The sequence below is a fragment of the uncultured Comamonas sp. genome (assembly GCF_964277875.1).
Classification (GTDB): Bacteria; Pseudomonadota; Gammaproteobacteria; order Burkholderiales; family Burkholderiaceae_C; genus Comamonas; species Comamonas sediminis.
In genome coordinates this window covers 69019-83733 of sequence record NZ_CAXYJV010000008.1, presented here as the reverse complement: position 1 = coordinate 83733, position 14715 = coordinate 69019, and the positions used below count along the sequence as shown (strand labels likewise).

Below are 14715 nucleotides of genomic sequence, written 5' to 3'. Positions count from 1 at the left end.
GCTGCGCTGGGCCGACGCTCGGCGCGCAGGCACGCCGCAGCCCCCACATTCTCCCTCTGCCGGCATGGCCTGTGGCGCATAGGCCTCTGCACGGTGCTGAATGCCTGCCGCGACGTCGTCCAAAGCGCATACGGACCGGGCAGCCAACCGGTGGCGCAGCAAGACGTTTACGCTTTGAATCACAACAGCTTTTGACAGCCTACCTTTCAGTAGGTACATTCGAAAAATCAAATGAAATAGTATTTTTAATAGTTTTTATAAATGAATATGTCCACCTACGAAAAAATCATCGAGTTGGCCAATGTCTATATCCAGCAGCGTGGCTTCCAGGGCTTCAGCTACGCAGATCTGGAATCCGGCATTGGTATCCGAAAGGCCAGCATCCACCACCATTTCCCCAGCAAGACAGATCTGGGCCTGGCTTACTGTGCCTACAAGACCGCGCAGTTCGACCAGTTGCAAGCCGAGCTGAACCAATTGCCTGCGGGAGTGCAGCGGTTGCAGGGCTACCTGGAGGCCTTTTCGGACTGCGCTGCGCAAGGGCAGATGTGCGGCGTCTACGCGATGCTGTCAGACAGCCATCTCCTGCTTCCGGAGCTGCAGATTGCCGTGTTCCGGCTCGCACAGAAGGAGCAGCACCTGCTGCAGGACATCCTTGCAGCCGGTCAGCAATCTGCACAGCTCCAGGCTGCGCTGCCCGCTGCCGAGCTGGCAATGATGGTCAGCGCGGCGCTCAAAGGCGCGCTCTTGCTCAACCGCATTCCCCCACACGATGCCTATGCCGGCGCCGTCCAAGCCATCGTCCACTGGCTCAGCGCTGGTACCCATCCGCCCACCCCCGCCTTGAAACAGGAGACCCCATGAAAAACGCCATCCACCGCTTTGTGCATTCCGATGCCGACCTCACCCTGCTGCGGCTTTCCGTCATCTTTATCTTTGCGCTGTTCGGCACCTTCAAATGGTTTGATTTCGAGGTCAGCGAGTTGGAGCCGCTGATCTCCAGCACCTGGCTCAGCTTTCTCTACACCCTGTTTGGCGTGCACGGAGGCAGCTACTTTCTCGGCGTTGTCGAAACCCTGGCCTTTGTGGCCTTGGTCGTCGGTTTCAAGAAACCGGCCTTCGGTATCGTGGGCTCGGCCATCGTCATCGTGACAGGCATCACGACGCTGAGCCTGCTGCCGCAACTGACCATGCTGGACGGCTTCATCGTCAAGGACGTGTTGCTGCTCGGCGCAGGGGCCGTACTGCTCAAATTCGACCTGCGCCGCCATCTACGCATCCAGCAGGCCAGCGCGCCCGAGGGCGCATCAGCGCTCCCGGCGCAAGGCGTCCGCCAGACCTAGCAGACTGCGGGAGAGCCCCCCTTTTGCTCGGCCATCAAAATAGCCCGCGGCTGGTCAGGCGCGGGCTCGTCATTCATTGCGAAACAGGCAGCGGCTGTTTAGAACGGTTGTGCCCACTAAAAAGTGGTCTAGCTTCGCGAAATTCTCATTGGTATTGGCCCATTCTTTCCCATCGAGTTCTTCTTCTTACTATTAGGGCGTTGTCAAAATCACGGTCAACGCATGGTTAATGTAGTAGTTGCTGCGCCCCGCTTTCTGTTTTAGTAAAAAACCTGTCTCCGTCAGAGCATCCAGATACTTCGTCGCCGTCAACCGTGATACCTGCAGGTCGTTTTGCATGAACTCAATCTTGGTATACGGGTGCATGAACAAGCTGTTGATGAGGTCTTGGCTGTAGAACTTGTGCTGCTCCCGAATGCGGTGCTTGTAATCAAACAAGGCATCCCGAATGGCAATCACCGTCTTCACCGTCTGCTGGGCTGTCTGCTCCACTGCCTCTAGCATGTACAGCACCCAGTCCTCCCACGCATCGTCGTCACGCACCGCCTGCAGCAGGCGGTAATACTCAGCCTTGGTTTGCACAATATGGCGGCTCAGGTACAACACCGGAATGTCCATCAGCCCCTCTTTGACCAAATACAGCACATTCAAAATGCGCCCCGTTCGGCCATTGCCATCATAGAAGGGGTGAATGCTCTCAAACTGGTGGTGAATCAGCGCCATCTTGATAAGCGGGTCTACGGGCACTGCCTCGGGGTCGTTGATGACCTGCTCCAAATCGCGCATCAGCCCTACGATGGCATCTGGCTCCTGCGGCGGTGTGTACACCGTGCGACCTGCGCCATCCTTCAAGGCCGTGCCGGGCAATTTGCGAAAGCCTGCATGGTTGCGCTCCAGTGCACGCTGCATCTCGATCAGATGGTTGGCTGTCAGCAAGCCAGTCTCTTTCACCAGCCGGAAGCCCGTATACAACGCCTGCCGGTAACTCAGCACCTCTTTGCTGGCGGCAGACAGTTTGCTCTCAAGGGACACCTCGTCTTTGAAGAGCGCATCGTGCGTGGTGACAATGTTCTCAATCTCTGAGCTGTCCTTGGCCTCCTGCAAACCCAAGGTGTTGATGAGAATGCCTTGATTGGGTATGGCCGCAGCAATGCCCTTCAGCTCCGCCAGCTTGCGGCTGGCGCTGGCCAACTTCTTGAGGATGGGGGCGGTGTCAAAGCGCTCGGCCCGCAGCGCGGCAAGGGATTCCATCAAGTCAGCAGAACATGTATAGAAAACGCCAATTCTTATACATATCGCCGCCCACGTGTATAGAAAGCTGCGTTTAATGCAGCTTTTCGCGCAACGCGGCCTCCATCTGCATAGCTAACTGCGGTCATCTATACACATTGACCGCATGCTGCGTAAGCCCTGCATGATGAGGCACTGCGCGGCTGCAGGGGCCCAACGCTACCAAGGGGCATCCAACACGCAGGATGTACATAAGAAGTGCTACCTGCGAGGGGCCATTCCAATCACCCCACAAACGAGCGAAGCTGTGCAAAGAGCTGGCATTTGCTCACCGCGATGAAGCGGTCAAGGCGCGTGGGAGGTTGGGGCGGGCTATCTGGAAAAGATGGAGGGGCTACCCTCTTGGTCTCTGGTAGAGGCCAAGATGAATTGCTCCAAGCGTCTGGGCGAGAAGGTGATGGCCAGGACGTTTGAGCGCCAAGTGCCCGAGCTCAATATTCGAGCGTCAATCCTCAATCATTTACCGCGCTGGCCACGCCCCCAGACGGTCGCTGCTGCATAAATCCAGTGGAAACGAGGATGTCTCAGCTTATGGCCGAGGTATGCAGCAACGCCGGTAGGACTTAGAACGGAATATCGTCATCCATATCGTCAAAGCCCGACGCAGCGCGTGGGGCCGGCGCTGGCATGGGCGCCGGTGCTGGACGGGGAGGTGGCGCCTGGCGGGGTGCGGCCGCTGGGGCCATGGCCGGTGCCGGGGCGCGGCGCTGGTAGTTGCCAGCGGGTGCACCGCCGCCGCCTTGGTCGCCGTAGCCGCTGTCGCCATAGCCGTAGTCATCACCACCGCCCTGGCCGCCACCGCCGCCCTGGCCTTGGCGGCTGCCCAGCATTTGCATGGAATCAGCGCGGATTTCCGTCGCATAGCGCTCCTGGCCGGTGGCCTGGTCGGTCCACTTGCGGGTGCGCAGGCTGCCTTCCACATAGACCTGGCTGCCCTTGCGCAGGTACTGGCCGACGATTTCAGCCAGACGGCCATTGAACACCACACGGTGCCACTCGGTGGCTTCCTTGTTCTCGCCGGTGTTCTTGTCGCGCCAGCGGTCGGTGGTGGCGATGGTGACGTTGGCTACCTGGTCGCCCGAGGGGAAGGTGCGGATTTCAGGGTCGCGGCCGAGGTTGCCGACGATGATGACTTTGTTGACGGATGCCATGGTTCAGGTTTTTCCTTTGAAAAATGGGCGCCTACTATGCGTTGGCAGTGTTGCAGGCATTGCAGCCTTCAAAGCGCCCATCACCGAGATACAGGGGCGTATCCTACCCCAAAGCGGCCAGGCATTTCTTGCCCAGTACCCGCAGATTCTGCAAAGGGGCCTGACGGGCCGGCCCCATTCCCAGCCAGCGCTTACTTTTGTGCAGCGCCAGCGGCGGTGCGGGCCAGCGGTTGCAAGGGCCAGGTCAGCACCAGCCACAGCAGCGCCAAGGCGCTGGTGGCGATGAACAAATCGGTCACACTGCCCCAGCGGGTCAGCACCCCACCCAACGCGCCGCCGGCAAACAGGCCCAGCGATTGCAAAGTGTTGTAACTGCCCAGCGCCGCACCACGCAGGGAGGCTGGCGCCATGCGCGACACCAGGCTCGGCTGCGTCGCCTCCAGCGCATTGAAGCCGCAGAAAAACACGAACAGCAGCACCCCCATCAGCCACAGCGTGGGCGCCTGGCCGGAGGTCGCCACCAGCCCCAAGGCTATTTGCACCAGGGCCACCAGCCCGATCGAGCCCAGCAGCGCGCCGCGCAGGTAACCGCGCCGCTCCAGCGCAAACAACCCGCCCATCAGCACAAAGGACAGCACCACGGCCGGCAGGTAGACCTGCCAGTGCTCGGCCTTGGGCAGACCCGCAGCCACCAGCATCGCGGGCACGGCCACCCACATCGACATCTGCACCGTGTGCAACACAAACACCCCGGCGTTGAGCCGCACCAGATCGGCATGGCGAAACACCTCACGCAGGCCGCCGCGTGCGCCGCCCCGGTGCTCAAGCGGCTCCGGCGGCACCACCCACAGCACCACGGCAATGCCGCCCAGCGCCAGGCCGCAGGTCATCAAGAACAGGCCGCTCAGGCCGATATGCACGACCAGCAGCGGGCTGAGCACCAGCGCCAGCGCAAACATCAGCCCAATGCTCGCGCCCACCAGCGCCATGGCCTTGGTGCGCACCACATCGCGGGTCTGGTCGGCCAGCAGCGCCGTGACGGCGGCGGACACGGCGCCCGCGCCTTGCAGCGCCCGGCCCAGCAGCAAGGTATGCAGGTTGCCGGCCATGCCGGCGATCAGACTGCCGGCGGCGAACACCAGCAGGCCCAGCACGATGACCTTCTTGCGCCCGTAGCGGTCAGACGCCATGCCCAGCGGCAGTTGGCAGACGGCCTGGGTCAGGCCATAGACACCCATGGCCAGCCCGACCAGCGCCGGGTCATCACCACCAGGGTATTTGTGGGCCTCCAGCGCGAACACCGGCAGCACCAGGAACAGGCCCAGCATGCGCAATGCAAAGATCAGCGCCAGGCTGAAGCTGGCGCGCCGCTCGGCCGGCAGCATGGCCGTGGATGAAGAAACAGAAGTGAGAGACAAGGGCGATACGCTGGCAAACAAGGGACGGATGGCGACGATCGCCAGCGGCAAGTGTAGAGCGCAGCCGCAAGCCCTGCTGGCAGACGGAATCTACGCGGCTGCAGGCCCTTCAGAAACGATAGCTGGGCGCAAAGCTGCAGCAAGCCCCCACCTCGGTTTTGGCGGCAAGTTGTAGGCCGCTCCCCTGGGGCGGCGCCCGGTTTATCCGCAAAGCATGTGCAGCGATACCCGGCAGATTGCACAACGAACGGGCAGGCTGGCTATCATGAGGGGTTTTGGATCCTGACGCCCACATGCCACCACGCACCCCCACCGACCCATCCGCTGCCATCGACCTGCACCACGAACTCGGCGTGTCCGAGGCGCGCCAGGACGACAGCCGCTACCTGGGTGCGCGGCTGGCACACAGCCGCATCGCCATCCGTGGCGCGCGCACGCACAACCTCAAGAACATCGACCTGGACATCCCCCGCCACCAGCTGGTGGTGATCACCGGGCTATCCGGCTCGGGCAAATCCAGCCTGGCCTTTGACACCTTGTATGCCGAAGGCCAGCGCCGCTATGTCGAGAGCCTCTCGGCCTATGCGCGCCAGTTTCTGGGCCGGCTGGACAAACCCGATGTCGACCTGATCGAGGGCCTGTCGCCGGCCATCTCGATCGAGCAGAAGGCGACCAGCCACAACCCGCGCTCGACCGTGGGCACGGTCACCGAAATCCATGACTACCTGCGCCTGCTGTACGCCCGCGCAGGCACGCCCTTCTGCCCCGACCACAACCTGCCGCTGGCGGCCCAGACCGTCAGCCAGATGGTGGATGCCGTGCTGGCCCTGCCCGAGGACACCAGGCTGATGGTCCTGGCGCCAGTGGCGCGCGGCAAGAAGGGCGAGTTCGTCGAGCTGTTTGCCCAGATGCAGGCGCTGGGCTATGTGCGCTTTCGGGTCGATGGCCAGATGTACGAGCACGAGACCCTGCCCGCGCTGGCCAAGAACGAGAAGCACGACATCGACGTGGTCATCGACCGGATCAAGGTACGCGCCGGGCTGCAGCAGCGCCTGGCCGAAAGCATTGAGGCCGCGCTGCGCGTGGGCGGCAACGAAGGCAATGGCCGGGTGCTGGCGCTGGAGATGGACACCGGCAAGGAGCACTTGTTCAGCAGCAAGTTCTCCTGCCCGGTCTGCAGCTATGCGCTGGCCGAGCTGGAGCCGCGCCTGTTCTCCTTCAACTCGCCCCAGGGCGCCTGCCCGTCGTGCGACGGCCTGGGCCTGCATGAGGTGTTCGACGTCGAGCGTGTGGTGGCCTTCCCCACGCTCAGCCTGGCCAGCGGCGCCATCAAGGGCTGGGACCGGCGCAATGGCTACTATTTTGCGATGCTCGAAAGCCTGGGCCGCCACTACCAATTCGACATCGAGCAGCCTTTCGAGAGCCTGCCCGAGGCGGTGCGCCAGGTGGTGCTCTATGGCTCGGGCGACGAAGAAATTGCCTTCAAGTACGAGCTGGCCAGCGGCGAGAACGCCGGCAAGATGGTCACGAAGAAGCACCCGTTTGAAGGCATTCTGCCGAACATGACGCGGCGCTACCGCGAGACCGATTCGAGCATCGTGCGCGACGAGCTGGCGCGCTACCAGAGCGTGCAGCCCTGCCCGGATTGCCACGGCGCGCGCCTGCGCCGCGAGGCGCGCTTTGTGCGCGTGGGCGACGGCGACCAGGCCCGTGCAATCCAGGACATCAGCCAGGTCACCCTGAGCGAGGCCCACGCCTGGTTCACCACGGTGCAGCTGACGGGCGCCAAGGCCGATATTGCTGCCCGGGTGATCCAGGAGATCAGCACGCGGCTGCAGTTCCTCAACGATGTGGGCCTGACCTACCTGAGCCTGGCACGCAGCGCCGAGACCCTCTCGGGCGGCGAGGCGCAGCGCATTCGCCTGGCCTCGCAGATCGGCTCGGGCCTGACCGGCGTGATGTATGTGCTCGACGAGCCCTCGATCGGCCTGCACCAGCGCGACAACGACCGCTTGATCGCTACCTTGCAGCACCTGCGCGACATCGGCAACAGCGTGATCGTTGTCGAGCACGACGAGGACATGATGCGCGCGGCCGACCAGATCATCGACATGGGCCCGGGCGCCGGCGTGCACGGCGGCCAGATCATGGCCCAGGGCCGCTATGCCGACATCTGCGCCCATCCGCAGTCGCTCACCGGCCAGTACCTGAGCGGCCAGAAATCGATTGCCGTGCCTGCGCGCCGCACGCCCTGGCTGCCGGTGCTGGCCAGCACCGTGGGTGCACCGGTGGGCAAGGCCGTGGCGGACAAGAGCGGCTCGCAGTTCCCCACGGTGCGCACCTCGCTGGAGAAAAAGCCCAGCGGCAAGGCCAGCAGCGCCAAGGGCCGCAGCGCGCAGGAAGCAGCGCCCGCCCCGGTGGACCCGCATGCGGTGCAAAGCCTGCGCCTGGTGGGCGCCAGCGGCCACAACCTGCGCGATGTGACGGTGGATTTCCCCGTCGGCCTGTTCACCTGCGTGACCGGCGTCTCGGGCTCGGGCAAGTCGACCCTGGTCAACGACACCTTGTATGCCGCAGCGGCCCACAAGATCAACCGCGCCCAGGGCGATGTTGCGCCCTACCGGGAGATCGAAGGCCTGGATTATTTCGACAAGGTCATCAATGTGGACCAAAGCCCGATTGGCCGCACGCCCCGCAGCAACCCGGCAACCTACACGGGTCTGTTCACCCCCATCCGCGAGCTGATGGCCGAGACCAACACTGCCAAGGAGCGCGGCTATGGCCCGGGGCGCTTCAGCTTCAACGTAGCCGGCGGCCGCTGCGAGGCCTGCCAGGGCGATGGCATGGTGAAGGTGGAGATGCATTTTCTGCCCGACGTCTATGTGCCCTGCGACATCTGCCACGGCCAGCGCTACAACCGCGAAACCCTGCAGGTACAGTGGAAGGGCCGCAATATTGCGCAGATCCTGGAGATGACGGTGGAGGATGCGCACGACTTCTTCCGCGATGTACCCACCATTGCCCGCAAGCTGCAAACCCTGCTGGATGTGGGCCTGAGCTATATCCGCCTGGGCCAGAGCGCCACCACCTTGTCGGGGGGCGAGGCCCAGCGCGTCAAGCTGGCGCAGGAGCTGTCCAAGCGCGACACCGGCCGCACGCTCTACATCCTCGATGAGCCCACCACCGGCCTGCATTTTGCCGATATCGACCTGCTGCTCAAGGTGCTGCACCAGCTGCGCGATGCGGGTAATACGATTGTCGTCATCGAGCACAACCTTGACGTCATCAAGACGGCTGACTGGGTCATCGACATGGGGCCGGAAGGCGGCGCCGGTGGCGGACAACTGGTGGCCCAGGGCACGCCCGAGCAGGTGGCGGCCAACCCGGCCAGCCATACCGGCCGCTATCTGGCGCCCTACCTGAAGCGCTGAGCCCATTGGGCGATGCAACCACCACGACCTGGAGCGCCACCGCGATGCCGACCCAACTGATGTTCCGCACCGCAGCCCTTGCCGACCTGCCCGCCATCATCGCCTTGCTAGCCGATGATGCGCTGGGCCGCGAGCGCGAGGTGCTGACCGACCCGCCCGATGCGCGCTATACCGCAGCCTTTGATGCGATCTGCGCCGATGCGAACCAGCGCCTGGTGGTGGCGGAGTTGAACGGGCAGGTGGTCGGCACCCTGCAGCTGTCTTTTGTGCCCGGCTTGTCGCACACGGGCGCCTGGCGTGGCCAGATCGAATCGGTGCGCATTGCGGCAGAACTGCGCGGCGCCGGCGCGGGCCAGCAGATGCTGGAATGGGCGGTGGCGCAGTGCCGGGAGCGGGGCTGCGCGGTGGTGCAGCTGACCACCGACAAAAGCCGGGCCGATGCGCACCGTTTCTATGAAAAGCTGGGCTTTGTGCCCAGCCATCTGGGTTTCAAGCGCAAGCTTTAAGTGCCCGAGGGCGTGAGGCGGATGAGCTTGCCATCGGGCCCATCGGTCAGCAGGTAGACCAGGCCATCGGCACTCTGGCGCACATCGCGGATGCGCTCACCGAGGGATTCATAGAGCCGCTTCTCGCCCGTCACCTTGCCGTCCTTGACCGTCAGCTGGGCGACGCTGCGCGACTTGAGGCCGCCGACCAGCAGGCTGCCTTTCCAGGCCGGGCCATAGCGGTCGCTCGTGACAAAGGCCATGCCCGACGGTGCAATGCTGGGCACCCAGTAGTGCAAGGGCTGCTCCATGCCGGCCTTCTGCGTTCCTTCGCCGATCTTGCCGCCGCCGTATTCCTCGCCATAGGTGATCACCGGCCAGCCATAGTTCTTGCCGGGCTGGGGCCGGTTGATCTCGTCGCCGCCCTGGGGGCCGTGCTCGTGCTGCCACAGGCTGCCATCGGCGGCCACGGCCAGGCCCTGGCTGTTGCGGTGGCCATAGCTGTAGATTTCCGGCAGCGCATCCTGGCGGCCCACATAGGGGTTGTCCTTGGGCACGCTGCCATCCTTGGCGATGCGCACCAGCTTGCCGTGGTGGTTGTTCAGGGTCTGCGCATCGTTGCGCAACGAGAAGCGGTCGCCCAGGCTGAGGAACAGGTTGCCATCAGGCGTCTCGGCAATGCGGCAGCCAAAGTGGGCATTGCTCTTGGCCTTGGGGCGCTGGCTGAACAGGACCTTGACCTCGTCGAGCTGGCGCTCATCGGCCGCAATGCGCGCCGTGGCCAGCGCCGTGCTGTTGGTGCCCGCCTGGGGCCCGGCTTCGCTGAAGCAGAAATAGATGCGGCGGTTGCTGGCAAACTGGCTGTCGGCCACCACATCGAGCAGGCCGCCCTGGCCGGCATCGACCACCTTGGGTACGCCCTGCAGCTCGGACTGCTTGCGGCCATCGGCATCGAGCAGCCAAAGCTTGCCGCCGCGCTCGGTCAGCAAAAAGCGTTTGTCCGGCAACGGCGCAATGGCCCAGGGGTTGAGGTAGCCGCTGCCCACCACCGTGGGTTGGGGCAGCGCGGGCGCCACCGTTTGTGCTTGCGCAGTGCTGGCCGCACAGACGGCCAGCAGCCCGCTGGCGCCCAGCGCCCATGAATGAAAACCCTTGCGTGCCTGTTTCTGTCTCATGTTTGCCCTTTGCGAAGTGTCACTGACCTTACCATGCTGACCATGGATACCCCCAACAGTTCCCCTTCGGCCACCCCCACCCCGTCAGCCTCTGCCGCCGCCCGCCCGGCCGTCTGGGATTTTGTCGTCATCGGCGCCGGCATGGCCGGCAGCGCCACCGCCTGGCACCTGTCCAGCAGCGCCCAGGTGCTGGTGCTGGAGCAGGAATCCCAACCCGGCTACCACACCACCGGCCGCTCGGCCGCGCTGTTCGAAGAGCACTATGGCCCAGCCCAGGTGCAAGCGCTCACCCGGGCCAGCCGCGCGTTTTACGAGCAGCCGCCGGCCGATTTTGCCGAGCAGGCGCTGGTCAGCCCCCGGGGGGTGCTGTATGTGGCGACACCCGAGCAATTGCCCGCACTGCAAGCCGCCTACGACGAGGCGCGCCAGCATTCGCCCGGCGCCCGCTGGCTGGACAAGACCGAACTGAAAGCCTTCTTGCCGGCCTTGAACACCGAGGTGCTCGAAGCCGGTTTTACCGACGACGGCGCCCGCGATATCGATGTGCATGCGCTGCACCAGGGCTTTTTGAAGGGCATGCGCCGGCGCGGCGGCCAGCTGTGGAACGATGCACGGGTGCAGAGCCTGCACTGGGATGCCGGCGCCAGCCGCTGGCAGATCGGCCTGGCCGATGGCCGCCAGCTGCAGGCCCGCCATGTCGTCAATGCCGCCGGTGCCTGGGCCGATGAACTGGGCCAGATGGCTGGTGCCGCTGCGATTGGCCTCACACCCAAGCGCCGCAGCGCCTTCACCTTTGCGGTGCCCGAGGGCATGGACGGCCAGCACTGGCCGGCCGTCATCGATATTGGAGAGCAGTGGTATTTCAAGCCCGATGCCGGCCAGCTGCTGGGCTCGCCCGCCAATGCCGATGCCACCCACCCGCATGATGTGCAGCCCGAGATGCTCGACATTGCCGAGGGCATTGACCGCATCATGCAGGCCAGCCACTTCGAGATCCGCCGCCCCGGCCACAGCTGGGCGGGCCTGCGCTCCTTTGTCGCCGATGGCGAGATGGTGATCGGCTGGGATGGCCAGGCGCCGCAGTTTCTGTGGGTGGCCGCACAGGGCGGCTACGGCATCCAGAGCGCCTATGGCTACGGCCTGCTGGCGCGCAACCTGGCCTTGCATGAGCCGCTGGACCCGGCGCTGGCAGGCCAGGGTGTGCAGCCTGAGGCACTGTCGCCCACGCGCAACTTGCGCTGAGAGCCACCAACACAACCCTTGATACGTCGTTACCCAACCTTGTCGTACGTTGTACTGCCTGCGGCAGGGTGCCTCGTCTCAACCGCAAACCTGCGGTTTGCTGGGCCGTGTTAGAGGCTCTGAATAGCGCAGTGCCAGCACGCAGCCGCGCTTGCTGGCACACTGCTGGAAAACTTTGAATAACATCCGGCGCTGCGCACACCAGCGCCTCCAGCCATGTCCGCTTCCAGCTCCCCCGTCCCCTTCCGCCCCACTGACCTCGCGCTGGCGCTGGTCGTGGTGGTGGTCTGGGGCATCAACTTTGTGATCATGAAATGGGGGTTGCAAAGCCTGACCCCGTTCGAGCTGGGCGCCCTGCGCTACCTGTGCGCAGCCTTTCCGCTGGTGCTGTTCATCAAGCCGCCGCGCGTGCACTGGCGCTGGGTGGTGCTGTTTGGCCTGCTGCAAGGCGTGGGCCAGTTCGGCTTTCTGTTCACCGCGCTCAAGGTGGGCATGACGGCGTCGCTCGCCAGCGTGGTGCTGCAGACCCAGGTGTTTCTTACCGCCGTCTGGACCTGGGTGCTGCTGCGCGAGCGGCCCGGCCGCCCGCTGGTGGCGGGCATGGGCATTGCGGCGCTGGGCCTGGCCTGCCTGCTGATCAATGAGCTGCGCAGCAATGGCGCCGGTGGCACCACCTTGGCTGGCCTGCTGCTGGTGCTGTGCGCGGCCACCTCCTGGGCCTGCTCGAACGTGGTGGTGCGCCTGGCGCAAAAGGAAAACGCCCGCTACGACCCGGTGAGCTTTATCGCCTGGAGCAGCTTGATGCCGATCATTCCCTTCATCGGGCTGAGCGCCTGGTTGGACGATGGCAGCGTCGGCAAGTGGCTGCAGGCCGAGACCTGGCAGCAGATCCCGTGGCTGGCCTGGGCCTCCATCGCCTACCTGGGCTGGGTGGCCACCATCGTCGGCTACGGGCTGTGGACCAAACTGATCCAGCGCTACTCTGCCAACCGCGTGGCGCCCTTCAGCCTCTGCGTGCCAGTGATCGGGCTGACCACCGGCATGCTGGTGCTGGGCGAGACGGTGACAGCCTGGCAATGGGCCGGCGCGGTGTTTGTCGTGCTGGCCCTGGTGGTCGTGGTCTGGGGCGGCCGCTGGCTGCAGGCGGCGCGGCGCTAGCTCAGCGGTCGTCGATCTTCGCAGCCTCGACGATCTGCTGGTACTTGCCCACCTGGGCTTTCAAGAAAGCGCCCATGTCCTGGCCCGGTGCAGCCACCACGTTGCCACTGGCTTCGAGCTTGGCCCGAAAACCCGGCGATTGCAGCGTGTCGGACAGCGCCCCGCGCAACGCAGCCAGCACGTGGGGCGGCAGCTTGGCCGGGCCCATCAGCGCAAACCAGCTGTTGATATCGACCTTGGCAAACGCCGAAGTCTCGGCCAACGCAGGGATATCGGGCGTCACGGGGGAGCGCCTGGCCTCGGTCGTGCCCAGCGCCACCACCTTGCCGGCACGGATGTGCGGCAGGCCCGAGGACAGCACAAACACGCCAAATTCGAGGCTGCCGCCCAGCAGGTCATTGGTCAGCGGAGCCACGCCTTTGTACGGCACATGGGCCATCGTCACATCGCCGGCCTGCTGCACCATCTCACCGGCGATATGCAGCGCTGTGCCCACGCCCGAGCTGCCATAGCTGTACTTGCCGGGGTTCTGCCGCAGCAGGCTGAGGAACTCCTGCGTGTTCTTGACCCCGCTGGCCTGCGATGCGACCAGCACCATCGGCTGCGTCGCCACCAGGCTGATGGGCGTGAAATCCTGAAACACGCGGTACCTGATGGCCTTGTTGATCAGCGGCGCAATCGCCATCTCGTTGTTGGCCGCCAGCAGCAGGGTGTAGCCATCGGCGGGTGCCCGGGCCACCTTCTGCGCGCCGATCGCACCACCGGCACCGCCGAGGTTCTCGATCACCACCGGCTGCTTGAGCCGCTGCGCCAGCTCGGTGCCGACCAGGCGGCCCACCGCATCGGTGCTGCCGCCGGGCGGGTAGGCAATCACCAAGGTAATGGGCTTGTTCGGGTAGTGCGCAGCCGCTTGCGCGCCTGCCGCCATGCTGGCTGCCCATGCCAGCAGACCGACGGTGGCCGCAAGGCGGGGGCGAGAAAAAAGCGCTGGGAGCATCGGGAATCCTTGTGGCGGGTGGGAGCGTCGTCAGAGGAAAAGCGGCAGGCCGCATTGTGTCTTGGCGCAAGAGGCCCGCGCCCTGTCCCGGAAAAGAAGCAGGGTCCGTGCCAGCGTGCAGCACGGACCCTGTTGTCCTGGGCCTAGGATGTGTTTATTCCACGGCGTTCAGCAGATCGCGGGTCTTGATCGCAGCGGCGCGCGCGGCGCTGGCAAAGTCTTCGCCGCTGCTCGCGTACAGGATGGCGCGCGAGGAGTTGATGATGATCGGGCCGCCGCCAATGCGGGCCGCCTTGACGGTGGCCACCGCATCGCCGCCCTGTGCGCCAACGCCGGGAATCAGCAGCGGCAGGTGCGGGGCGACGGCGCGCACACGCTCGATCTCTTGCGGGCGGGTAGCGCCGACGACCAGGCCGAGCTGGCCATTGGTGTTCCAGAGGCCTTGGGCCAGGCGCGCCACATGTTCGAACATCGGCGGCTGGCCGGGCACATCGGCCAAGGTCTGGGCCTGCAGGTCGTCACCGCCGGGGTTGGAGGTGCGGCACAGCAGGAAGGCTCCCTTGCCTTCGTACTGCAGATAAGGCGTGATGGAGTCAAAGCCCATGAACGGCGACAAGGTCACCGCATCGGCGCCGTAGCGCTCAAAGGCTTCCTTGGCGTACTGCTCGGCGGTCGAGCCGATATCGCCGCGCTTGGCATCGAGAATCACCGGCACCTGCGGGGCCACGCGGCGCATATGGGCCATCAGCTTTTCCAGCTGGTCCTCGGCGCGGTGCGCGGCAAAATAGGCGATCTGCGGCTTGAAGCTGTTGACCAGGTCATGGGTGGCATCGACGATGGCTGCGCAAAAATCATAGATCTTGCTGGCATCGCCGCGCATCGTGGCGGGAAAGCGGCTGGGTTCCGGATCCAGGCCCACGCACAGCATGGAGTTGTTTTGGGTGGCTGCGGCGCGCAGCTGGTCGATGAAAGGCATGGCCGCTATTGTAAAAGCTGGCCAGGGGCCCCGCTCTGCGCAGGGCTGA

The 14715-nt window shown here is 64.6% G+C and carries 12 protein-coding genes and 1 pseudogene; 7 read left to right on the top strand and 6 right to left on the bottom strand.

Going from position 1 to position 14715, the window contains the following annotated elements; genetic code table 11:
• Positions 1-261 precede the first annotated feature (261 nt).
• Together ACHWUQ_RS03880 and ACHWUQ_RS03875 are read left to right on the top strand one after the other, a co-directional pair.
• Complete coding sequence (locus tag ACHWUQ_RS03880; RefSeq protein ID WP_394680397.1) at positions 262-864, top strand: TetR/AcrR family transcriptional regulator; 603 nt, start codon at positions 262-264, stop codon at positions 862-864.
• Positions 861-1343 carry a DUF417 family protein gene (locus ACHWUQ_RS03875; protein WP_394680396.1) on the top strand — a complete coding sequence of 161 codons (483 nt, stop codon included), beginning with the start codon at positions 861-863 and terminating at the stop codon, positions 1341-1343. Before ACHWUQ_RS03880 ends, ACHWUQ_RS03875 begins: the two co-directional genes overlap by 4 nt.
• 192 nt (positions 1344-1535) lie before the next feature.
• On the opposite strand, the gene ACHWUQ_RS03870 is transcribed toward ACHWUQ_RS03875, so the two are convergent.
• Entirely contained in the window at positions 1536-2594 is a 1059-nt protein-coding gene (locus ACHWUQ_RS03870; RefSeq protein WP_394680395.1) for a Fic family protein, read from the bottom strand.
• 205 nt (positions 2595-2799) lie between these two features.
• On the opposite strand from ACHWUQ_RS03870, the pseudogene ACHWUQ_RS03865 reads away from it, so the two are divergent.
• Positions 2800-3135, top strand: a pseudogene (locus tag ACHWUQ_RS03865) (IS5/IS1182 family transposase); the annotation flags it as partial.
• Between the two features lie 61 nt (positions 3136-3196).
• Here ACHWUQ_RS03865 and ssb read toward each other — a convergent pair.
• Both ssb and ACHWUQ_RS03855 read right to left on the bottom strand, forming a co-directional pair.
• Complete coding sequence (gene ssb / locus ACHWUQ_RS03860) at positions 3197-3784, bottom strand: single-stranded DNA-binding protein (protein WP_394680394.1); 588 nt, start codon at positions 3782-3784, stop codon at positions 3197-3199.
• A gap of 191 nt (positions 3785-3975) precedes the next feature.
• Positions 3976-5169 (bottom strand): MFS transporter, encoded by a 1194-nt coding sequence (locus ACHWUQ_RS03855; protein WP_394680406.1) that lies wholly within the window; start codon positions 5167-5169, stop codon positions 3976-3978.
• A 326-nt stretch (positions 5170-5495) separates the two neighbouring features.
• On the opposite strand from ACHWUQ_RS03855, the gene uvrA reads away from it, so the two are divergent.
• Positions 5496-8633, top strand: coding sequence for an excinuclease ABC subunit UvrA (gene uvrA / locus ACHWUQ_RS03850; RefSeq protein ID WP_394680393.1), 3138 nt, complete (start codon positions 5496-5498; stop codon positions 8631-8633).
• Between the two features lie 44 nt (positions 8634-8677).
• The gene (locus ACHWUQ_RS03845; RefSeq protein ID WP_394680392.1) at positions 8678-9139 is read left to right on the top strand and encodes a GNAT family N-acetyltransferase; all 462 of its coding nucleotides are present in this window, start codon (positions 8678-8680) and stop codon (positions 9137-9139) included.
• Here the strand turns inward: ACHWUQ_RS03845 and ACHWUQ_RS03840 are convergent.
• A complete protein-coding gene (locus ACHWUQ_RS03840; protein ID WP_394680391.1) occupies positions 9136-10293 on the bottom strand; it encodes a PQQ-dependent sugar dehydrogenase in 1158 nt (385 codons plus the stop codon). The genes ACHWUQ_RS03845 and ACHWUQ_RS03840 overlap by 4 nt on opposite strands.
• Before the next feature lie 42 nt (positions 10294-10335).
• Between ACHWUQ_RS03840 and ACHWUQ_RS03835 the strand changes: the two genes are divergently transcribed.
• Positions 10336-11535, top strand: coding sequence for an NAD(P)/FAD-dependent oxidoreductase (locus ACHWUQ_RS03835; RefSeq protein ID WP_369460165.1), 1200 nt, complete (start codon positions 10336-10338; stop codon positions 11533-11535).
• Between the two features lie 216 nt (positions 11536-11751).
• A complete protein-coding gene (locus ACHWUQ_RS03830) occupies positions 11752-12693 on the top strand; it encodes an EamA family transporter (protein ID WP_313333748.1) in 942 nt (313 codons plus the stop codon).
• A 1-nt stretch (position 12694) separates the two neighbouring features.
• Here the strand turns inward: ACHWUQ_RS03830 and ACHWUQ_RS03825 are convergent, their stop codons facing one another.
• Positions 12695-13690, bottom strand: a complete 996-nt coding sequence (locus tag ACHWUQ_RS03825) for a Bug family tripartite tricarboxylate transporter substrate binding protein (protein ID WP_394680390.1) — start codon at positions 13688-13690, stop codon at positions 12695-12697.
• Positions 13691-13844: 154 nt separating this feature from the next.
• Complete coding sequence (gene pyrF, locus ACHWUQ_RS03820; protein ID WP_394680389.1) at positions 13845-14666, bottom strand: orotidine-5'-phosphate decarboxylase; 822 nt, start codon at positions 14664-14666, stop codon at positions 13845-13847.
• Positions 14667-14715: the final 49 nt, after the last annotated feature.